This window comes from Mucilaginibacter sp. P25 (assembly GCF_050859465.1).
GTDB classification, from domain to species: Bacteria; Bacteroidota; Bacteroidia; order Sphingobacteriales; family Sphingobacteriaceae; genus Mucilaginibacter; species Mucilaginibacter gossypii.
Genome location: NZ_CP193937.1, coordinates 1,824,048 through 1,844,230, shown reverse-complemented (window position 1 = coordinate 1,844,230; position 20,183 = coordinate 1,824,048). Strand labels below are relative to the sequence as shown.

Genomic DNA, 20,183 nt, shown 5'->3' with positions numbered 1-20,183 from the left:
AATTACATGGGGTCCCGAAACAAGTTCGGGATGACGGTAGGTGTTCGTTCCTCAAAAATCCACGTAAACCAACCTGCAAACCTGCTTACTACTCCTGTTGGCATCGGTAACAATCAATGCCCCCTTCTTAAACAGGGCTATACCTTCCCAGTTATTTTTGACACCATCAAATGAACGTACATATTTCCACTGCTTACTTTTACGGGTGTCCAACATCACAATCGCTGCGTAAGGGTTATTATGCAAGTAGTTAGGATCAGTACTCAGTTTATTCCCAAGTTCAGGAATCAGTTTACCCATAGCTGCCTCGGGCTTCTTAACCCAACTGTTATTTAAATAGGCATCATAATCACCATTCCAAAAATAGTTGACACCATAGATCTTCCCATCACCGGCTGCTGCTATGTCCGTGATCCTGAAATACAGGAATGGTGTTGTAATTTGCTGAGGCATCTTACTAAACGAAGTATCTATCAAGTAGCCGCAGCCACCTTTAGACATTGCATTAAACTCATAATAAGCCAGCAATTTGTTTTCTTTAGGGAGATAGGTAACACTTTCAAACCCGGCATTGCTGATGGATGGATATCTTCGCAGGGAAATAAAATGCTCCGGGTCAATTATCACTGCTCCTTTAAAGGTATCTAATTTGCCCTTCAGCACAAAACAGTATGGGTATTTATCGTCCGTTTCGATAGAAAGGAAAACCGTATTATTAGCGATGCTGATAGCTTCAAAGCCTTCATAGTTTGCTTTTACAGAATCGGGGAGCAAGTTCAAATTTTTTACGCTGATGGTTTTAAAGGCTGATAATGCTGTATCCTGTCCGTCAATAACCCTGTTAATACTATCTGCAAGGATACTATACAGGTTAAATGTGCCATCCAATTTTGTTTCTTTATGATCGCCGTATTGCGGTTCGAGGTAAAGGCGACCGCCATAAATGGTCATACCCGAAAATTCTTCGTTTACACCGTTGATGGCTTTTGGCAGAGGGATATTTTTATACCTATTTTGCGCCCTCGCAGCCATTGCCGAAAGGACGGTTATAACCAGCATAAATAACAATCTTCTCTTTTTCATGTCGCCCGGATTATGTTGATTAAAAATAGATAATAAAGTCCGGAAAACTTTAACCTATGCCAATCAATAAAACCCACTTTAACACGTTATATATCACCACAAGCAACTAAATAGTGTATATTGGGACTTAACACGGCCGGATTTAACAATTATTACCAAACATTGTGAGTGTTAAACAGATATATCCGCCGCGATATATAACGATTTAACACTTTTTAACATTTAAGCATGGATTTTAGTTGGCGAAAAATTGAGCGGGTGTTTAAGTTTGCCTACCGAAACAAAAAAATTAATGGAAGAACAAAATAGTTACACAGGAAATGTTTCATCAGCAGCTCCGGCAGCTCCAACATCGTATTCAACCGATATCAGGGCACTGAATGAAATGATACAAAGGGAAAGCGCGTTTATCGACCTGCTGCTTATGGAGATGGATAAAGTGATCGTTGGTCAGCGTTATATGGTTGAGCGTTTGCTGATCGGTTTACTGGCTAATGGGCACATTCTATTGGAAGGTGTACCGGGACTGGCAAAAACCCTGGCCATCAATACCCTGTCAAGAGCTATTCAGGCTGATTTTAGCCGGATCCAGTTTACTCCGGATTTGCTCCCTGCCGACGTATTGGGTACCATGATCTACAACCAAAAGAAAGAAGAGTTCATTGTGCGCAAAGGACCAATCTTCTCCAACTTTGTTTTGGCCGATGAGATTAACCGTGCGCCTGCCAAAGTGCAAAGCGCGCTGCTTGAGGCCATGCAGGAACGCCAGGTAACTATCGGCGATACCACCTATAAACTGCCCGATCCGTTCCTGGTACTGGCAACCCAAAACCCTATTGAGCAGGAAGGCACTTATCCCCTGCCCGAGGCACAGGTTGACCGTTTTATGCTAAAAGTAGTGATCAAATATCCTAACAAAGAGGATGAGAAAAAGATCATGCGCGCCAATATCTCGCCTTCGGGCATGAATAAGCCAAACGCCATCATCAAGCCAGATGAAATCATCAAGGCTCGCAAAATTGTGCGCGAGGTTTATATGGACGAAAAAATAGAGCAATACATCATCGATATTGTTTTCGCTACCCGTTTCCCCGATCAGTTTAAGCTTGCCAAATACAAAACACTGATCACCTTTGGCGCATCGCCAAGGGCAAGTATCAGTTTGGCGCTGGCAGCAAAAGCATATGCCTTTATTAAACGTCGCGGTTATGTGATCCCCGAGGATGTACGCGCAGTTTGTCATGATGTGTTAAGGCACCGTGTTGGCTTAAGCTACGAGGCAGAGGCCGAAAACATCACCAGTGAGGATATCATTACCGGCATCCTGAACGTGGTTGAGGTACCGTAGCCCCACCCAAACCCTCCCCGGAAGGGAGGGCTTTAGAAGCAGGGTATTATTAATTAACTAAAACATTCAAAAGTCTCCCCTACCGGGGGAGATTTAGAGGGGGCCTATGGAAACCAAGGATCTGCTAAAAAAGGTAAGGAAGATAGAGATCAAGACCCGTGGCTTAAGTAACCACTTATTTTCGGGCGAGTATCACTCGGCTTTTAAGGGGCGTGGTATGGCCTTTAGCGAGGTGCGCGAATACCAGATCGGCGACGAGATCCGTACTATCGACTGGAACGTAACCGCCCGCTTCAATGCGCCATACGTAAAAGTATTTGAAGAGGAGCGCGAGCTTACCGTGATGTTATTGATGGATGTGAGCGGTTCTGAAAACTTCGGCACACAAAACCAGCAAAAGCAGGACCTGGCAACTGAACTCTGCGCGGTACTGGCATTTTCGGCCATACAGAACAATGATAAGGTGGGCGTGATATTTTTCAGCGATAAGATCGAGAAGTTTATCCCGCCCAAAAAAGGCCGCAGCCATATCCTGATGATCATCCGTGAGCTGATAGCTTTTCAGCCCGAAAATAAAGGTACCAATGTAGCCGAGGCTTTAAAATACTTCACAAGCGTTATCAAAAAGAAATGTACTGCTTTCGTGATATCTGATTTTATTACGCCCGAATTTGAAAGTGAGCTCAAGATCGCCAATAAAAAACACGATATCATCGCTTTAAAACTGTACGATAAACACGAGGAAGAGTTCCCTAACCTGGGCCTCATTCCGGTTAAGGACGAAGAAAGCGGCCATATCATGTGGGTAAATACCGGTGATAAGGCCGTTCGCGATGCCTTTAAATGGGATGCTGTGAAACGCAACGCCGCCCTGCAGGACGCTTTTCGTCGCTCGGGGGTTGATTATACTACCATTGGCACACATGAATCATACGTTAAACCATTAATGACATTATTTAAAAAGCGGGAAGGCCGGCGGTAAAATATATGAACAGGTACATTAAATACACCCTGGCTATGTTGGTATTGCTTGCAGGCTTTTATCAAACAGGCAGGGCGCAAAACTTTGGGGCTAAAGCTACACTGGATAAAAAATCTATCCTGATAGGCGAGCAAACACAGCTCAACTTAAGCATCCGTTTTCACGCTAAAGACAGCATCGGCTTTCCTAAACTGGCCGACAGTATAGGCAAAATCCAGGTGGTAAAATTTAAAGCTGATACTGCTTTTGACCCGGGCGATAAATCCATCAAAACTGTAACCCGGCATTATACTATTACTGCTTTTGACAGCGGTACTTATGTTATACCGTCATACGTGTTCAAATCGCCGGTAGGTGATTTACCAACGGATACATTAAACCTTGATGTTAAAACAGTTGCGGTTGATACAACTAAAGCATTTTATGATATTAAACAGCCGCTTACCATTAAATATACTTTTTGGGATTGGCTGCGTGATAACTGGAAGCTGATTGCAGGTATACTGGCAGGTTTGATTGTTGGCGGAGGTTCGATATTTTATCTGCTCAAAAAGCCTAAAAAAGAAGTTGTTGTTGAAGAGGTTAAACCCGACATTCCGCTGCATATCCAGGCACTTCAAAAGCTTGAGGAGATCAAAAGCAAGCAGCTCTGGCAGCACGATCAGGTTAAGCAATATTATATTGAACTGAGCGACGTGGTGCGCGAGTACCTCGAAAAAAGGTACACGATACAGGCCCTCGAGCAAACATCCGAAGAAATTTTTGCCAGCTTAAGGCATATGGACATCGCCAGCGAAGACAGGAACCTGCTAAGGCAATTGCTTGTGCTATCGGACATGGTGAAATTTGCCAAAGAGAAACCTGCGGCCCATGAAAATGAAAAGAGCATGGAAAACGCTGTCACCTTTATTAAGGACACACAGCCTCATGCCCAGCCAACCGATGTAAATGTGAAGGGAGATGAGGCAAAATGATTTGGTTTAAAGGAATAGAATTCGCTCATCCAAGCTTTTTCTGGCTGTTCATCAGCATTCCGCTTATGGTGGGCTGGTACATCTGGAAACAAAAGCAGCTGCAGGGTAACCTGGCTATGCCAACTATCAGGGGCTTTGCCATGATCACCAAAAGCATGCTGCCCCGTTTCAGGCATTTGAGCATCATATTACGTTCGCTGGCTATGGCGGCGCTTATTGTTGCGCTGGCAAGGCCGCAATCGTCGTTAAGCTGGCAGGATACTACGACCGAAGGTATTGATATCGTTATTGCATCAGATATCTCGGGCAGTATGCTTGCCGAAGATTTTAAGCCCAACAGGCTTGAGGCCGGCAAAAACATCGCCATCGATTTTATCCAGAACCGCCCTAATGACAGGATCGGCCTGGTAGTTTTCAGTGGTGAAAGCTTTACGCAATGTCCGCTCACCATCGATCACTCGGTATTGGTAAATCTTTATGCCGACATCAAAAACGGGATGATTGAAGATGGAACCGCCATTGGCATGGGTTTGGCAACAGCCGTAAACCGTTTAAAGGATAGCGAGGCCAAAAGTAAAGTAGTGATCCTGCTTACGGATGGTTCAAACAATTCGGGCTCTATCCCTCCGGTTACCGCTGCCGAAATTGCCAAACAGTTTGGTGTAAGGGTTTATACAGTTGGTATAGGTACCAACGGCTATGCCCCTATCCTGTTCAAACGCCAATGGGTGTACAATACCAGCGCATGAAGGTTGATATTGACGAAGGTACGCTGAACAAAATTGCCACCATTACCGGCGGCAAATACTTCAGGGCTACCAACAACAGCGCATTGAAGGATATTTACGAACAGATTGACAAACTGGAAAAAGCCAAGATTGATGTTACCCAGTACCGCAAAAAAACAGAGCGCTTTTTACCGTTCGCAATTATCGCACTGGCGCTTTTATCGTTGGAATTTTTAACAAGACACACCCTGCTTAAGGGAGCTATAACATAACAGCATGCTACGTTTTGCAAATACAGAATTTTTATGGGGATTGCTTGCTATTCCGCTGCTGCTCTTTATTTTTTTGAGGGTAAACTGGTGGAAACGTAAAGCAATTGCCTCGCTGGGTAATAAGGAGGTGGTGATGCAGCTGATGCCACAGGTATCCTTTTCACGCCCCTGGATCAAGTTCATCTTTTTTATTTTAGCCTATGCGCTTGTTGTTATCGGCATAGCTGACCCTCAGCTTGGTTCAAAAACCGAAGAGGTAAAACGCAAAGGCGCTGACCTGATGATCCTGCTCGACGTTTCAAACAGTATGCTGGCGCAGGATTTGGCCCCTAACCGGCTGGAAAATGCCAAACGTGCACTATCTCAACTGATTGATAAACTGCACGACGACCGTATCGGCATCGTTGTATTTGCGGGCCAAGCCTATGTACAACTCCCGGTAACTACCGATTACGCAGCGGCCAAACTGTTCCTCAATACCATTAACACCGAAATGGTGCCAACGCAGGGTACTGCCATTGGTGCGGCAATTAACCTGGGGATGCAGTCGTTTGATTTTAAGAACGGCACCGGTAAATCCATGATCATTATTACCGATGGTGAAAATCATGAGGATGATGCCGTATCGGCAGCCAAAGCCGCTTTAGCCAGAAATGTTACTGTGAATGTGGTTGGTGTAGGTTCGGAAGAGGGTGCGCCGGTTCCAATTTACCAGGGTGGTAAACAAGTTGGGTTTCACAATGACAGCACCGGACACCCTGTAGTTAGTAAACTTGATGAGGCTATGGGCAAGGAGATTGCCGAAGCCGGTAACGGCGTTTATGTACGTGCCAACAATGCCAACAGCGGCCTTAACATTGTGATGGACCAGATTGCCAAGGTGCAACGCAAAATGACGGATACCAAACAGTTTAAGGATTTTGAAGACAGGTTCCAGTTTTTCCTGGGCATTGCCTTTGTGCTGTTACTGGTTGAGTTCTTCATCTCCATTCGCAAAAACATGCGCTTGAGCAAGATCAAATTATTTGAAGTAAAAAACACATGAAGCAATATATCATAGCCATTTTATTAGTGCTGCAGGCTTCATTTCTTTTTGCCCAGCAGGAAAGAAAATACCTGAGGCAGGGTGACCAACTCTATCAGCAAAAAAAGTATAAAGAAGCCGAAGCCGCGTACCGCCAGGCCATGAGCAAAAAGGCCAAAACCCTGGAGGGTAATTTTAACCTTGGCGACGCCATGTTTAAGCAAAAAAATATGATGATGCCGCCGCACAGTTCAATAAACTGGCAACTGCATCTATTGATAAAAATGTAAAAGCAGGCGCCTATCACAACATTGGCAACTCCTTTTTAACACAAAAAAATACCAGGAAAGTATCGACGCCTATAAAAAAGCGCTGGTTAATAACCCTAAAGATGAGGAAACCCGGTATAACCTTGCCTATGCCCAAAAAATGCTGAAAAACCAGCAGAATAAAAATAAAGGCGGCGGGGGCAACAATAATAATAAGGACAAGGACAAAAACAAGGATAAGAATAAAGATAACAAAGACAATAAGGACAAGGATAAAGAGAAAAAAGACCAGGATAAAAATAAGCAGGACCAGGACAAGAAGGATCAGGACAAGCAAAAACAGGATCAGAAAGATCAGCAGGGACAACAGCCTAACCAGTTGTCAAAAGATGACGCTCAGCGAATGCTTGATGCCCTTAACAATGATGAAAAGCAAACCCAGGATAAGCTTAAGAATAAAAAATTAAAAGGTGCTAAGGTGCCTATTTCAAAAGATTGGTAAAATCTTGTTGTTTTGTAAATACTAATGAAAATTAAACTTTCCATATTAACGCTGCTGCTGTGTTGCTCAAGCCTGATTTTTGCGCAGGTAAAGTTCACAGCATCGGTAAATAAAACGACCATAGGCACAGGCGAGGTCCTCGAGGTCACCTTTTCCATCAATGCCAATGGCGAGCGTTTTGCGCCGCCTGCTTTTGGCGGCTTCCAGGTAGTGGGCGGACCCAATGTATCCAACAGTATGTCCATGATCAATGGGGTTACTTCATCAAGCATTGCTTACGGATATGACCTGGTGCCTACCCGCGAAGGCGAATTTACTATTGGCCCGGCTACAATTATATCGGGTGGACGGTCTTACAGTACATTCCCGATAAAAATTAAGGTAGTAAAAGGCCAGGGCGGGCAGGCTAACCAGCAGGCTCAGCAACAACAAAGTAACGGCCCCGATAGCCGCAACATTCAAAAAGGACGTGTAAGCGATATCTCCAAATCATTGTTTTTACGTGCTGAGGTAGATAAAACAACGGCCTACATGGGTCAACAGATCATGATGAACCTGCGCCTTTATACCCGGGTTAACATCGCCAACGGCGAACCGGAAAAAATCCCTGATCTGAACGGATTTTACAGCCAGGAGATCAAAAACAATAATCCTAACGCCCAATGGCGCACCGAAATTTTAAATGGCGTACGGTACAACGTAACCGACATTAAGCAAACCGTACTGTTCCCAGAGCATGAGGGCGATATCACCATTGAGCCTTCGGTCATGAACTTCATAGTAAGGCAGCAAGCAGCTTCATCATCAGGCGACCCATTCGATGCATTTTTTGGCGGATACGAGGATGTGAAGTACAAGGTTAAAAGCACTCCTGTTGTTATCCACGTAAAATCATTGCCGCTGGCAGGCAAACCTGCCGAGTTTACCGGCGCTGTGGGTAAATTTAATATTGAAGCTTCGCTCGATAAAAAAGATGTAAAGGCTAATGATGCCATTAATTACACCATAAAGGTAAGCGGTGCTGGAAACCTGAAATTATTAAAACCGATAAGCCCAACTTTCCCGGCTGACTTTGAGAAGTATGAGCCCAAGATCACCGATACTATTACCATAAATGCCAGCGGGGCTTCGGGCAGCAGAAAATACACCTATCTGCTGATCCCAAGGCACCAGGGTGACTTTACCATCGATCCGGTTAAATTCGCATACTTTAACCCAGCTACCGGCAGATATGTTACTTTAACTACCCAGGCATTCCATATCAAAGTAGCTAAAGGCTCCGGTGATGGCAGTAACGTTACCGCCTTTTCAAACGCGGGCAAACAGGATGTTAAGGTGCTGAGCAATGATATCCGTTACATAAAAACCGGCAGCGAGCTAAATGAAGTAGGCAGCGATTTTTATGGATCGGGATTGTATTATTTCCTGCTGATCCTGGGTCCGGTAGGTTTTGTTGGCGCTTTGGTTTACGGTAAATGGCGCGATAAAAACAACGCAGATGTGGTTGGTTTAAAAAGTCGTAAAGCAGGTAAAGTGGCAGCTAAACACCTGGCCAGTGCCAAACAGCAACTAAACGATAAAAAGGCCTTTTATGAAAACCTGTTCCGTGGTCTGTATGGTTATTTGAGTGACAAGCTTAATATTCCTTACGCAGATCTGAACCGTGAAAAGATAGCATCAGAGCTAAAAGCACGCTCGCTTGATGAAAGCCTCATTAACGAGATGTTGGACACACTCGATCTTTGCGAAATGGCCCGCTATGCCCCTGTATCAGGCATTACCGAGCAACAGGTGTTTGATAAGGCCCAGAACATGATCAATAACATTGAAAATAAAATATAACATGATGAAGCGCATTGTATACTTACTGCTCATCATCGTTATGCCGATATATGCATTAGCTAACGATGAAGCTAACATCCTGTTAAAAAAAGGGAACGACCAATATGCCAAAGGCCAGTACAAAGAAGCCATAGCCACATACCAAAAAATTGTAGATGAGGGGCACCAGTCGGCAGTGGTTTATTATAATTTGGGCAACGCCTACTTTAAAAATGAGGATGTGCCATCTGCCTTGTTGTATTATGAAAAAGCGCACAAGCTTTCGCCGGGCGATGAGGATATCAATTTCAATATCCAGTTTGCCAATCAAAAAACAACAGATAAGGTAGAAGCCGGTACCGAGTTTTTCATAACCAAATGGTGGCACTCGTTTATTCTCCGCTTTTCGTTAACAACTTTGGCAGTGATGACAATCCTGTTCTTTGTTGCAGGATGTGCATTGCTGATAGTGTATAGGTTCACTAATTCGGTAAGCATAAAAAAATGGTCGTTTTATTTGGCTTTAGTGATATTGATTTTCGGATTTGCAAGCATGTTTGTTGCAAGTCGCCAGGATCAATATTTTGACGCACACCATGGCGCAATCATTTTCAGCACATCAGTAAACGTAAAAAGTGCTCCCACACCCAATGCCAAAAACCTGTTCCTGATCCATGATGGCACCAAGGTTGAGATACTGGAAAACAATAACGACTGGATGAAGATCAGGCTGGCCAGCGGCAACGAGGGCTGGATCAATGCCTCGGACGCTAAGGAGATATAGTTTTGAGGAGGTGAAAGGATAAAGGTAAAAGGCGAAAGGTTGCAGTCCTGATAGAGTTTAATTCACCACGATGTCATTTCGACGAACAAAGGGCGGCTTGTGCGGAAGGCTGTGAGGAGAAATCTTATACGCCCTACTTAGCGACCATGAAAGCGTTAGTACAGAGCGTATAAGATTTCTCTTTCGCCCTATAGCTCTTACCCTCCACCGCTCTATCGAAATGACAAAAAAATAAAAATGCTTTTTGCCTTAAGCTTTAGGTTTTAAGCTGTGTTTCGCTAACAACTCCAATACATCCTCTTCCGTTCCGGTAAAAGGGCCTGATGATTCTATTTTAAAACTGGCCATGGCGGCGGCAAACTCACCTGCTTCCTGGAAACCTTTGCCTTTGGCACGCTGATATAAATATCCTGCCATGTAGGTATCGCCGCAACCTGTAGCATCAACTACTTCAACCGGTTTATATGCCGGGATCTGGTAATAAACACCGTCGTTGTAAATAACCGACCCCATGCTGCCCAGGGTTACAACCACTTCTTTAACGCCCCATTCGTTTAACACTTTGGCACCTTCATGGATATCAGTGATACCGGTAAGTACTTCCATTTCGTGCTCATTCACTTTCAGAATGTGGATGTGTTGCAGGGCTTCGCGTTTTTCGGGCCAGTCGATAGCCACTACGTTTTTATCTTCCACTTTACGCAGGTACCCCTGCGCATCAAGAGAAAGCTTGCCGCGCTGAGCGAGAGCTTTTATAAATTCTACAGAAATATCATCGGCCAGTAAAGGACCTAAATGATAAACGTTAGACTGAATTTCGTCAAGTTGTTCGATAGTGAAAGGATCAGCTTTTTGCAGCACACGCTGGGTACGGTGATCCTGGTTAACAGAGTAAATATTTTCAAAGTAAACTGTTTCGCCACCTGTAGTAGCATGTACTTCGATACCCTTGTTACGGAGTTTTTCAACAACCGGCATTTCGCTCAAAGCAAGCGAAGTAACCAGTGTATAGTTCACGTCCATATTACGGATGGCGTTTGAAAAGTAAAAAGAAGTACCGCCAGCCATATGCTTCACCGCTTGCGGTGTCACCACTTTATCTAACGTAATATGCCCTACACAACAAATATCGTACATGAAAATTCCCTATTATGATTTGATACTCAGCTCCTATTATAAAAACAAACGGCAAATGTAAGAAATAGGATTTTGTGTACAACAAGTTATCTGTTTTGTGACAGGGAAATCACTTTATGAGTTACTTAGAATTTATACGATGCTCAACACATCCGCACCCGCCATTTCGGCCAGATCATCAAAATATACTGATGCCAGGTGCTCCCAGCTTAACCGGCTGCTGTATTGAAGTCCCTCTTCAATAAATTGTTCTCTCAGGCTATTACTTTTAAGCAGTAGTTCAATCCTTTCAACATAACAGGCGGCATTATAGGGTTCGCATTTAAAACCGTTAATGCCTTGCTCAATAAAATCTTTTGAACCGCCGCCATCGGCGATAACGCACGGTAACCCGGATGCCATAGCCTCAATCACCACATTACCATAAGCCTCAGATACCGATGGGAACAGGAACAGGGTTGACGATGCATATAACACCGAAAGCGTTTTATGATCTACCTTACCGGTAAACACCGCGTTGGGCATCTTTAATTCACAGGCCTTACGCGCAACACCGTCACCGGCAATTATGAAGTTAACTTCGGGGTGGCGGTCCTGCATGGTGGTATAGATCTCAAACAGTGTTTCCAGGTTTTTTCCCAAACCAAGCGACTGGCAAACAAAATGGCGGGATTATCATTTCCCATCAACGGGCGCAGACTCTTTTTATGCCGAGGCGAAAACAGGCTGGTGTCTATTCCTCTCTGCCATAGTTTCATGCGATAGGTATCAACCCCCATATCAATCAGTTCGTCCTTCATAGTAACTGAAGGAACATACACCTGATCGCATTGATTATAAAAAGCTTTGTGGCTTTCCGACATCATCTGTTTAACCTTATTAATCAGGAATGGGGTATGTTTCAGGTAGTAATCGATATATGAAATAAAATGTGTGTGATAGATACTGATAACAGGCAGCCCCTGCTGAGTAGCATATTTTAACGCGAAACTACCTAAAAGCGATGGCGTAGCAATGTGTACAACATCTGGCGAAAAGTTATCTATCTCTTCTTTTAGCTCGCTCATCACCAAGCCAGGTATTGCCATGGTGTAACCGGTGTTAATTGGTAATGTTAAAGCCGGAACTTTTAATGATTCAAATCCGGCTATACTGTCGGGACCGGCACCATAAACAAACAGAAATTCAAAAATATTCCGGTCTATACGTTTAATGAGCTGATACATGGTGCGTATTGCACCGTCAAAATCTTCAATAAGTATCTCGGCGAAAAATGCTACTCTAATCTTTTTCATCTTATTGAGTGATTAGTGGGTATTACCTGGTGTTCACCTTCGCGTATCTTACAGGCTCCGGCCCCGTCATCAGGAACTCTCTTAATTCGGCTAATTTATCGGTGTTGATCAGGTCTACCTCACATTCAAGCAAAGCTTTCCATACTTCTTTATTTTCGGGGGATGCCCACAAGCGTACCCTCTTTTTATAGTGATGTGCTGCGGCTACATAATCGCGAAGCAATTGTCTCTGATCTTCGGGCATCGGGCCTTTACCTGTCCAGCTAATCAGGCGTGAATATTTGCAACTGGCAGTTTTATAAACGGTATTTGAAAGCGTATCGGTATGCACCTGCATCAGGTCTTCATCAATAAAAGCGTAGCGCTGCTTTTGCGCCTGAAGCATTTTATAAGGTTTATTGCCGGTGATGACAATTGTTACTTTTCCCTCTATTATTTCGCCATCATTATAACTCGACAGCATAGGCGCATAGCGTTTTAAAACTTCCGACAGCTTTGCATAAGTCTTTTCAGCGTCTGATTTTATATCGATCATCAGCGTAACCGGAGAAAGTGGGTATACCACCTCCCTGTTTTTACCCTCGTAACAGTTAAACAATGGCTTTAAATAAAGCTGCTCCAGGGTGCGTTTTTTTGAAAAGCGGGCAACATATGTGCAACCAGCAATTCGTCATCACGCAGGTAAATGTCAGCTTCTATGTTTTGAAAACCGTTATCCAAAGCATCGTACAGCGGTCGGTTGTGCCAGTAGTCATTATGTGCGAAACCTTTAGAGAGCGGGTTATTTTGAGCCTGGCAGGTAATGGCTCTGAAGGTAAGGATAACAAAAAACAGAAATTTCAGGTGCTTGTGGCAAAATGCTGCTTGCATCGTAATTTGTATTTGTTGCCACAAATTTATCCTTCAGATATGTACAGGCAGTTATGTCATGGTAAAGTAAAAGCACGAACTGCTTTAATTTATTGTAAATGACTTAACATTTTCATCACATTAAAACATACAAATTGACATCGTTCGATTAAGCTGGAGTCACATTAAACAGATATTTTATAAAGAAGTGTTGATAAACCTATGAAAGCTTGCGAAGAATTGATGCCGCAAGCTCCTGCCAGTTATTTGCTTTTTCGGGAAGTGAACAAAGATCTGAGATAAGCATAAATACATCTTCCGCACTTTTGCCTTCCTGACTTAGATATCTAATCGACGTTGAACCGGCCGATTTGGATAGCTTTTTACCATCTGCTTCAAGCAACAGCGGATGATGATAAAATACGATATCATTAAAAGTCTGCTTCTCCAATACAGTCGCCACCTGAATCTGCGCCAGTGTTGACGCCCATAGATCTTCGCCCCTTACAATCAGGTCAACGCCATAAAACAGATCGTCAATAACTGAGGTAAGCTGATAAGCCGGGAAACCGTCTTTTTTCCTGACCACAAAATTTTCCATTTCGGCAGGTAGTTGAGTTAGGATAATTTTATCGTTATAACTTTTCACCTGCAATGTAGCAGCGTTATCTGTACGTAAGCGCCAGCTCGCTTCAGGGGTATTTAAAGGGATCTGCTTATCTGAGCAGGTACAGCTTCCCGTTTCACTCATCTGCTTCCGCGAACAGGTGCAGGCAAAAACAAAATCACCCGCAACCAATTGATCAAGAGCTTCGTTGTACAGCTGCATCCGATGAATTTGGGAGAACCGGGATTCAAAATCATCAGCATCCTGCGGGCCTTCATCCCAGGGGATTTCTAAAAAGCGGAGCGTATCAAAAATATCGGTTAAATATTCGCGATTAACCCTCGCCCGGTCAAGATCATCAATCCGCAATAATATTTTTGCCCCGTGTTTGCGGGCCAGTCCCGCAGTAACAGCAAACGACAAGATATTACCCACATGCAAAAACCCGCTTGGCGTTGGTGCTATGCGGGTTTTATTAAAATGTGTTGGTATGCTTGTCAATTGCTTTTTATGCTTGATGAACGCCACAAGATACAAAAGCGGCCGGCATCAACCAATAGTGTTATATCAGGGATTAAACCAGCAATGTACCACCATCAACAACTAAATTCAACCCGGTGCCAAAACTTTGCTTCATAAGATAAACAAATGCAAGGGCAACGTCATCGGCATGACCAACACGGCCGAGCAGTAATGTATCTTTTGCCCAATTATAAAGGCCCTCTTTATTTTCGGCAGGCAGGCTGTCCCAAAGGTTAGTATCAATTACACCGGGCACCACTGCGTTTACGCGTATTGGAGCAAGCTCAACAGCAAGCGCCCTTACCAAACCTTCAATAGCACCGCAAATACTGCTGGCCATCGACCAGCCGGCTGCCGGTCTTGTTCCCGCCGTGCCACCAGTTAGGTTTACCGAGCCGCCCTCATTAATGAACGGGATGCCATATTTAACAGCAGCATAAGCTCCCCAGTAACGCAGATTAAAAAACTTACGCGCAGCCTCGATATCTGTTTGATCGATATTATAAAGATTAATGTTTTCCGCAGCAGTATAAACCAGGTGGTCGAACTTCCCGGCCTGTTCAAAAAATGATTTAATATTTTCTTCGTGCGACAGATCCACGGCGTAGCCTTCAGCATCTTCAGGCAATTGACTTAAAGCATTATTGATCTTACTTTGATTACCTGAAACTATTACAACTTTAGCACCTTCGGCAGCCGCAGCTTTTGCTGTTGCGAAGCCTATACCAGTACTACCTCCCAATATAATTACCCTTTTGCCATTTAATGACGATTTACTTTCAATTTGATTGTTCATGATGTTTATTCTTTTTTGGACACCACAAAGTTCCCCCGCAAAAAACCGATTTCACTTACCATTTGGTAAAAAGCGAATATCTAATAGCTTTATTATAGAGATACCAGGTAGCCATAAGCAAACACAATATCCAACTCAATTAATATACTTATTTAGGCATATTACTTACCTAAAAAGCCCCCGCTGTTAAAGCGGCAAATTTTGCTTTAAAAAGATCCATTATTGCAAACTTTACCATTTCCGTCTGCTTAAAGAAGTCGGTTTCCGCATATTTGAGCATAGCATTCATATACATATCGGCTGAATCTATTTGGTCAATTGCAGAAAAATAACGGCACATGCAGGCATAATAAACTAATGCTTCACCTACATGAAAAACATTGCGATCAGGATATAAATAATTAAGATCGGACTTGCCATTAAAAACGGCTAAAACTGCTTCAGGCTCTTCATGCACAAAAAGCATTCCCGCGTAATTAATAAGTGATGGAAAATAATCAGGAAATACATTGTACATTAAAGTTATGATTTCTTCAGCTTCATCATATTGCTGGTTGTTGATGTAAGCCGTTTGGAGCAGGTTGTAAAATGGCGGTGTTGCCGGGTATTTTAAACGCGCTTCCTCAAACTCTTTTACCCGAATAGTATCTTTGTTGGCAATAATCGTTCTTAGTCTATAATACTTGCCCGCCGCTTCGTCATTATCAAAACGATTGTGTTCCAATGCGCCTTCTGTTTCACTCAACTCATACTTAGCGCCAATATAACGCTCTGATAATATCTGCCGTTCTTGTTCCGTCCTTATTTTAGCATCGTAGGTCTCACTTACATTTTTCAGAAGTTTCAGCATTGCTCCCAATTCGTTTCCATCGTTGGGATAATCAATATCATCGTCATCATAGTCATCTTCGTCCCAGTCATCCATATCGTCAAATCCATCTCCAAGATATGTATGAGTAAAATTGCCTTCGCCCGCTGTTCGTTCAAGTGTAGCTATGATATTATTGACTTTCACAGCGTCATCATAAGGACCCGATACATAATGAGGTTTTCCATTTAATCCAAAATCAAGCTCCATCAGCTCTATCGCTTCATCATCTTCCTCTAAAATATACAGTGCTGTTTCAAATTCTTTGTGCGGCTTAAATCCGTAATCTTCGGCGTATGCTATCGCGCCAAAAATGATATTATGAGCAAGTACATAATCGCACCTCTCCCAATTGAACTTGTCTTTTAAATCTTCATAGTCGTCCTGGTACAAATTGAATTCGTATTGAGCACCCTTAACACCCAGGCAAAACATATCAACCAGGTAAATACCTGCTGTTACATTTCCGTTTTTGTGCTGGCGGGCCACTATGATATTACATAAGCCGGATGTCTCCCAATCATCATTTATCAGACATTCAAAAATAGGCAGCGTACGTGCCTGTGTTTTAATATACTTTTCCGGACTTAGCTGAATTGGCTTCATTGCAACTACTTTCCCTTTTTTCTTTTTTGACATAAGTCCCCTTATTGTAAACGGTTTTGTTATTGCTCGCAAAATAAGTCAAATGTTACAAGCACTAAAGCAGAAAGCCACAACACATCAAAAACAATTGCTCAACTAATACTACATTTGAGTTATGACATTTGCAGACAGGGTTATCCAATTCAATGAGCAGCTAACCTATACCGGCGATCCTTTACCCAAAGGCATCCGTATCATGAACCCGTTTAAGGAGCATCCGCAAACTATGCGTATTGTTGATGAGTTTTATCATAAATATTACAACGATAATCAGCAGCGCCACATCATTTTGGGTATCAACCCCGGCAGGTTTGGCGGCGGTTTAACAGGCATTCCTTTTACCGATCCTAAGCGGTTGATAGCTGAATGCCACATCAACTACGAAGGCAAAATGTCGCACGAGCCTTCTTCTGTGTTTGTTTATGAGGTGATCAACGCCTTTGGCGGCCCGGAAGCTTTTTATAAGCAGATCTATATCAATTCTCCCTGCCCGCTTGGCTTTACCAGTATCGATACCAACGGCAAGGAAAAGAACTACAATTACTACGACAGCAAGGAATTAACCCGCGCCGTTTACCATTTCATGATCGAAAACATCCGCAAGCAGATTGATCTGGGCATTAATACCGAAAAATGCTTTTGTTTTGGTACGGGAAAGAATGAAACATTCCTGCGCAAGTTAAATGATGAGTACCACTTTTTTGGCGAGATCATAGCACTTGAACATCCGCGTTTTATTATGCAGTATAAAACGGCAAGCAAGCAATTTTATATTGATAAATACCTTTCAGCTTTTGAAAGTATTGCGGGGTAAACAGACACTTATTTCATGGTAAAACACTTATATTATGTGCACCAACCAATTAACCTTTAAGCTATGACCCAAAGCAAGTTTTTAACATTCCTGCTGATGCTTTTTGTTTTTCCTTTTGTTTCAAAAGGGCAATCAGCTGCAAACAATAAACTTATCTCGCCCCGCATCAGGGTGATTATGGATAATGATTTTAGCGGCGACCCGGATGGCTTATTTGCGTTAACACATTTGGTATTATCACCATCGGTTGACGTTAGAGGGATTATTGGTTCGCACCTGAATGCCAATGATGGGTTCGACAAATCTAAAACCCAGGCCGACAAGGCTGCAAAAAAAGCTGCCGAGCTATTGGCTGTTTTAAAAATCAAAGATCAATTCCCGGTAATAGCAGGCTCTAACACCGCGATGGTAAACGACAGTACCCCGGTAAAAAGTAAAGCTGTCGATCTGATCATTAAAGAAGCATCCCGTACAGATACCTCACTGCCCCTTTATATCCTCTGCGGTGCCGGGCTTACCGAAATTGCGTCGGCAGTGCTAACCGAACCTAAAATTGCCGACAAACTCACACTGGTGTGGATTGGTGGCCCGGAGTACAGCGATCTTGCACTACCCCCACCCAATTACAGCAGCCCCGAGTATAACCTCAATATCGATATCAATGCGGCGAGAGCTGTGTTTAACCATTCTCAGCTAAAATTATGGCAGATTCCGAGGGATGGGTATCGCCAGGCGATACTTTCCTACTCAGAATTACTGCTTAAAGTAAAGCCGCAAGGCGAAACAGGGAAATACCTGGCTGGTGCACTTGAAAACGTCATGAAGCTCATCCAGCAATATCATCTTAATTTGGGTGAAACCTATATCATAGGTGATAGTCCGCTGGTGTTGCTTACCGCGCTGCAATCATCCTTTGAAGCCGATCCATCATCAAGTGAATATGTGTTAAAGCCCTGCCCGCTTATTAACGCGCAAGGGGGATATGATTATAATGCCAAGGGCCGTAATATCCGTGTTTATCGCAGGTTAGATATCAACCTCATGTTTAATGATTTTTTTGCCAAGCTGGAGTTGGCAAAATAAACGCTGCATTTGGTATATTTTTAACCATAAACCGTTTATTTAGTATTACCAAAAGCGCTGTTTTGTAATTATTTTGCATGGTCATAAACCTTTGTTATCATGCTTAAAATAATTGGCAAAAAAACTCAGAATACGCTCCTGCTTACATCACTATTATTTGCGGGGGTAAAACCCTTGCCCAAACTAATGATGCATCGCTACCCCGGCTTATCGAAAAAAATGGCAGGCACGCGTTTTTAGTTGATGGCAAACCATTTTTAATGCTGGGAGGCCAGGCGCACAACTCAAGTGCATGGCCCGCTTTAATGCCAGGCGTATGGAAATCGGCCGGGGCAATGCACCTTAACACGCTTGAAGTACCCATTTACTGGGAGCAAATAGAACCCCAGCCCGGAAAGTTTGATTTTTCGCTGGTTGATACTTTGCTTACCCAAGCCCGGCAGCATAACGTTCATTTGGTACTATTATGGTTTGGTACCTGGAAAAACGGCAGTAACCATTACATGCCCGAATGGATGAAACGCGACGCGGAGAAATATCCAAACATAACAGGTAAAACAGGCAAGCCCATTGACTCGCCTTCACCTCATTCAAAAGCCACTTTAGATGCTGATATCAAAGCGTTTTCGGCAGTTATGCGCTACTTAAAGCAGGCAGATACGCAGCATACAGTTATCATGGTACAGGTTGAAAACGAACCCGGCTCATGGGACACCGTTCGCGACTATTCAGCCAAGGCGCAAAAACTGTTTGAAGCCGATGTACCCGCCCAACTATTAAAACCGGCCATACTAAAAGCCCTGAACGTGCCGGAAAATTCAAAAGGCTCATGGGCCAAAGTTTTTGGTGAAAGGGCTGATGAATACTTCCAGGCCTGGTCAATAGCCCGGTTCATTGAACAGGTGGCAGCAGCGGGTAAGGCTGAGTATCCGCTGCCGCTATATGTAAACGTGGCACTTCGCGATCCACTTACCAATCCGTCGGCAACCCATTATGAAAGTGGGGGCGCAACAGATAATGTAATCCCGATCTGGAAAGCAGCCGCACCATCTATTGACCTGCTTGCTCCCGATATTTACCTGTCGGGCAGCGAAAGAGTGCTGAAAGTGATTGACCTGTACACCCGGGCAGATAATCCCTTGTTTGTACCCGAAGCCGGGTTAGTTGCTGATAACGCCAAATATTTTTATGATGTGCTGGCCCACGGTGGTATTGGTTTTTCGCCTTTTGGAATAGATAATAATGGCGAAAGCTCAAACGATGAACACCTCGCCGAACTCCTTGCCCATTTTGCGGATGAATATGCCATGACAGCTCCTATGATGAGGGAGATGGCGCAATGGGCATTTGACGACAAGATAAAAGCAGTTGTTGAACATGAAGACGGTGCGGAGCAAAGCATTAAACTTGGTGTCTGGGATGCCATTATAAAATTTGGTAGCGGCCGGGGTGGTGAACTTAAACCCAATAAAGACCATAGCGGTAAAGCCATGATTGTTAGCCTCGACGAAAATAAATTCATCGTGACCGGAACCAATTGTCGCATCACTTTCCAACCGGCCGACAGCAATACCGGCAAGGCATGGCAATACCTTAAGGTTGAGGAAGGCTGCTATGAAAACGGCGTATTTAAATCGCTTCGCATCCTTAATGGTGATGAAACAGATTGGGGTGGCCCGGCCATTGGCGATAAGCCGAGGGTCTTGCAGATTTCGCTGGTGGTGAGGTAAGATTAATAAATGTAGAGACGCATAATTGCGTCTCTCGCAGGCAGGTCACG

21 protein-coding genes and 1 pseudogene are annotated in these 20,183 nt (G+C 43.6%); 13 read left to right on the top strand and 9 right to left on the bottom strand.

Going from position 1 to position 20,183, the window contains the following annotated elements; all coding sequences use genetic code 11:
- Nucleotides 1-51: 51 nt before the first annotated feature.
- Nucleotides 52-1,083 carry a hypothetical protein gene (locus tag ACRQ5D_RS09745; RefSeq protein ID WP_139160056.1) on the bottom strand — a complete coding sequence of 344 codons (1,032 nt, stop codon included), beginning with the start codon at nt 1,081-1,083 and terminating at the stop codon, nt 52-54.
- A 292-nt stretch (nt 1,084-1,375) separates the two neighbouring features.
- On the opposite strand from ACRQ5D_RS09745, the gene ACRQ5D_RS09740 reads away from it, so the two are divergent.
- From ACRQ5D_RS09740 to ACRQ5D_RS09695, 10 genes are all read left to right on the top strand, one after another.
- Nucleotides 1,376-2,431, top strand: coding sequence for an AAA family ATPase (locus tag ACRQ5D_RS09740; protein ID WP_090533796.1), 1,056 nt, complete (start codon nt 1,376-1,378; stop codon nt 2,429-2,431).
- Between the two features lie 106 nt (nt 2,432-2,537).
- Nucleotides 2,538-3,413, top strand: a complete 876-nt coding sequence (locus ACRQ5D_RS09735; protein ID WP_176626649.1) for a DUF58 domain-containing protein — start codon at nt 2,538-2,540, stop codon at nt 3,411-3,413.
- A 5-nt stretch (nt 3,414-3,418) separates the two neighbouring features.
- Complete coding sequence (locus tag ACRQ5D_RS09730; protein WP_090533792.1) at nt 3,419-4,387, top strand: hypothetical protein; 969 nt, start codon at nt 3,419-3,421, stop codon at nt 4,385-4,387.
- Nucleotides 4,384-5,136 carry a vWA domain-containing protein gene (locus ACRQ5D_RS09725; RefSeq protein ID WP_432328760.1) on the top strand — a complete coding sequence of 251 codons (753 nt, stop codon included), beginning with the start codon at nt 4,384-4,386 and terminating at the stop codon, nt 5,134-5,136. Before ACRQ5D_RS09730 ends, ACRQ5D_RS09725 begins: the two co-directional genes overlap by 4 nt.
- Entirely contained in the window at nt 5,133-5,387 is a 255-nt protein-coding gene (locus ACRQ5D_RS09720) for a hypothetical protein (protein WP_432328758.1), read from the top strand. The genes ACRQ5D_RS09725 and ACRQ5D_RS09720 overlap by 4 nt, the downstream gene beginning before the upstream one ends.
- A 4-nt stretch (nt 5,388-5,391) precedes the next feature.
- Entirely contained in the window at nt 5,392-6,432 is a 1,041-nt protein-coding gene (locus ACRQ5D_RS09715) for a vWA domain-containing protein (protein WP_090533789.1), read from the top strand.
- Nucleotides 6,429-6,701 carry a tetratricopeptide repeat protein gene (locus tag ACRQ5D_RS09710; RefSeq protein WP_432328756.1) on the top strand — a complete coding sequence of 91 codons (273 nt, stop codon included), beginning with the start codon at nt 6,429-6,431 and terminating at the stop codon, nt 6,699-6,701. The genes ACRQ5D_RS09715 and ACRQ5D_RS09710 overlap by 4 nt, the downstream gene beginning before the upstream one ends.
- Before the next feature lie 139 nt (nt 6,702-6,840).
- Complete coding sequence (locus ACRQ5D_RS09705; RefSeq protein WP_432328755.1) at nt 6,841-7,182, top strand: hypothetical protein; 342 nt, start codon at nt 6,841-6,843, stop codon at nt 7,180-7,182.
- A gap of 24 nt (nt 7,183-7,206) precedes the next feature.
- Nucleotides 7,207-9,024 carry a BatD family protein gene (locus ACRQ5D_RS09700; protein WP_432328753.1) on the top strand — a complete coding sequence of 606 codons (1,818 nt, stop codon included), beginning with the start codon at nt 7,207-7,209 and terminating at the stop codon, nt 9,022-9,024.
- Between the two features lies 1 nt (nt 9,025).
- The gene (locus ACRQ5D_RS09695) at nt 9,026-9,787 is read left to right on the top strand and encodes a tetratricopeptide repeat protein (protein WP_256337524.1); all 762 of its coding nucleotides are present in this window, start codon (nt 9,026-9,028) and stop codon (nt 9,785-9,787) included.
- A gap of 249 nt (nt 9,788-10,036) precedes the next feature.
- Here ACRQ5D_RS09695 and ACRQ5D_RS09690 read toward each other — a convergent pair whose 3' ends face one another.
- From ACRQ5D_RS09690 to ACRQ5D_RS09655, 8 genes and pseudogenes are all read right to left on the bottom strand, one after another.
- The gene (locus tag ACRQ5D_RS09690; RefSeq protein ID WP_091173540.1) at nt 10,037-10,924 is read right to left on the bottom strand and encodes a PfkB family carbohydrate kinase; all 888 of its coding nucleotides are present in this window, start codon (nt 10,922-10,924) and stop codon (nt 10,037-10,039) included.
- Nucleotides 10,925-11,056: 132 nt separating this feature from the next.
- Nucleotides 11,057-11,524: a glycosyltransferase gene (locus tag ACRQ5D_RS09685; protein WP_431199475.1), complete on the bottom strand. Its 468-nt coding sequence runs from the start codon at nt 11,522-11,524 to the stop codon at nt 11,057-11,059.
- Nucleotides 11,491-12,219, bottom strand: coding sequence for a glycosyltransferase (locus ACRQ5D_RS09680; RefSeq protein WP_431199474.1), 729 nt, complete (start codon nt 12,217-12,219; stop codon nt 11,491-11,493). The genes ACRQ5D_RS09685 and ACRQ5D_RS09680 overlap by 34 nt, the downstream gene beginning before the upstream one ends.
- Before the next feature lie 22 nt (nt 12,220-12,241).
- The gene (locus ACRQ5D_RS09675) at nt 12,242-12,817 is read right to left on the bottom strand and encodes a hypothetical protein (protein ID WP_431199473.1); all 576 of its coding nucleotides are present in this window, start codon (nt 12,815-12,817) and stop codon (nt 12,242-12,244) included.
- Between the two features lie 5 nt (nt 12,818-12,822).
- Nucleotides 12,823-13,089, bottom strand: a complete 267-nt coding sequence (locus tag ACRQ5D_RS09670) for a hypothetical protein (protein ID WP_431199472.1) — start codon at nt 13,087-13,089, stop codon at nt 12,823-12,825.
- A gap of 199 nt (nt 13,090-13,288) precedes the next feature.
- Nucleotides 13,289-14,176: a glutamate--tRNA ligase family protein gene (locus tag ACRQ5D_RS09665; RefSeq protein ID WP_176844550.1), complete on the bottom strand. Its 888-nt coding sequence runs from the start codon at nt 14,174-14,176 to the stop codon at nt 13,289-13,291.
- A gap of 73 nt (nt 14,177-14,249) precedes the next feature.
- Nucleotides 14,250-15,005 (bottom strand): annotated as a pseudogene (locus ACRQ5D_RS09660) (SDR family oxidoreductase); the annotation flags it as partial.
- A 157-nt stretch (nt 15,006-15,162) separates the two neighbouring features.
- The gene (locus tag ACRQ5D_RS09655) at nt 15,163-16,500 is read right to left on the bottom strand and encodes a hypothetical protein (protein ID WP_432328750.1); all 1,338 of its coding nucleotides are present in this window, start codon (nt 16,498-16,500) and stop codon (nt 15,163-15,165) included.
- 121 nt (nt 16,501-16,621) lie between these two features.
- Here ACRQ5D_RS09655 and ACRQ5D_RS09650 point away from each other — a divergent pair, with 121 nt between their 5' ends.
- The 3 genes from ACRQ5D_RS09650 to ACRQ5D_RS09640 all read left to right on the top strand — a co-directional run bounded on the left by ACRQ5D_RS09650 (nt 16,622) and on the right by ACRQ5D_RS09640 (nt 20,133).
- Complete coding sequence (locus tag ACRQ5D_RS09650; protein WP_091173520.1) at nt 16,622-17,320, top strand: SMUG2 DNA glycosylase family protein; 699 nt, start codon at nt 16,622-16,624, stop codon at nt 17,318-17,320.
- Nucleotides 17,321-17,383: 63 nt separating this feature from the next.
- Nucleotides 17,384-18,403, top strand: coding sequence for a nucleoside hydrolase (locus tag ACRQ5D_RS09645; protein WP_091173517.1), 1,020 nt, complete (start codon nt 17,384-17,386; stop codon nt 18,401-18,403).
- A 260-nt stretch (nt 18,404-18,663) separates the two neighbouring features.
- The gene (locus ACRQ5D_RS09640; RefSeq protein WP_432328747.1) at nt 18,664-20,133 is read left to right on the top strand and encodes a DUF5597 domain-containing protein; all 1,470 of its coding nucleotides are present in this window, start codon (nt 18,664-18,666) and stop codon (nt 20,131-20,133) included.
- Nucleotides 20,134-20,183: the final 50 nt, after the last annotated feature.

Excerpts from the sequence above, each read along its gene's own strand:
- ACRQ5D_RS09645 (WP_091173517.1), top strand. The coding sequence starts at position 17,384 with ATGACCCAAAGCAAGTTTTTAACATTCCTGCTGATGCTTTTTGTTTTT.
- ACRQ5D_RS09700 (WP_432328753.1), top strand. The coding sequence starts at position 7,207 with ATGAAAATTAAACTTTCCATATTAACGCTGCTGCTGTGTTGCTCAAGC.
- ACRQ5D_RS09730 (WP_090533792.1), top strand. The coding sequence starts at position 3,419 with ATGAACAGGTACATTAAATACACCCTGGCTATGTTGGTATTGCTTGCA.
- ACRQ5D_RS09720 (WP_432328758.1), top strand. The coding sequence starts at position 5,133 with ATGAAGGTTGATATTGACGAAGGTACGCTGAACAAAATTGCCACCATT.
- ACRQ5D_RS09650 (WP_091173520.1), top strand. The coding sequence starts at position 16,622 with ATGACATTTGCAGACAGGGTTATCCAATTCAATGAGCAGCTAACCTAT.
- ACRQ5D_RS09640 (WP_432328747.1), top strand. The coding sequence starts at position 18,664 with ATGCTGGGAGGCCAGGCGCACAACTCAAGTGCATGGCCCGCTTTAATG.
- ACRQ5D_RS09690 (WP_091173540.1), bottom strand. The coding sequence starts at position 10,924 with ATGTACGATATTTGTTGTGTAGGGCATATTACGTTAGATAAAGTGGTG.
- ACRQ5D_RS09745 (WP_139160056.1), bottom strand. The coding sequence starts at position 1,083 with ATGAAAAAGAGAAGATTGTTATTTATGCTGGTTATAACCGTCCTTTCG.
- ACRQ5D_RS09710 (WP_432328756.1), top strand. The coding sequence starts at position 6,429 with ATGAAGCAATATATCATAGCCATTTTATTAGTGCTGCAGGCTTCATTT.
- ACRQ5D_RS09705 (WP_432328755.1), top strand. The coding sequence starts at position 6,841 with ATGCTGAAAAACCAGCAGAATAAAAATAAAGGCGGCGGGGGCAACAAT.
- ACRQ5D_RS09740 (WP_090533796.1), top strand. The coding sequence starts at position 1,376 with ATGGAAGAACAAAATAGTTACACAGGAAATGTTTCATCAGCAGCTCCG.
- ACRQ5D_RS09670 (WP_431199472.1), bottom strand. The coding sequence starts at position 13,089 with ATGCAAGCAGCATTTTGCCACAAGCACCTGAAATTTCTGTTTTTTGTT.
- ACRQ5D_RS09725 (WP_432328760.1), top strand. The coding sequence starts at position 4,384 with ATGATTTGGTTTAAAGGAATAGAATTCGCTCATCCAAGCTTTTTCTGG.
- ACRQ5D_RS09685 (WP_431199475.1), bottom strand. The coding sequence starts at position 11,524 with ATGCAGGACCGCCACCCCGAAGTTAACTTCATAATTGCCGGTGACGGT.
- ACRQ5D_RS09655 (WP_432328750.1), bottom strand. The coding sequence starts at position 16,500 with ATGTCAAAAAAGAAAAAAGGGAAAGTAGTTGCAATGAAGCCAATTCAG.
- ACRQ5D_RS09695 (WP_256337524.1), top strand. The coding sequence starts at position 9,026 with ATGATGAAGCGCATTGTATACTTACTGCTCATCATCGTTATGCCGATA.
- ACRQ5D_RS09735 (WP_176626649.1), top strand. The coding sequence starts at position 2,538 with ATGGAAACCAAGGATCTGCTAAAAAAGGTAAGGAAGATAGAGATCAAG.
- ACRQ5D_RS09715 (WP_090533789.1), top strand. The coding sequence starts at position 5,392 with ATGCTACGTTTTGCAAATACAGAATTTTTATGGGGATTGCTTGCTATT.
- ACRQ5D_RS09680 (WP_431199474.1), bottom strand. The coding sequence starts at position 12,219 with ATGAAAAAGATTAGAGTAGCATTTTTCGCCGAGATACTTATTGAAGAT.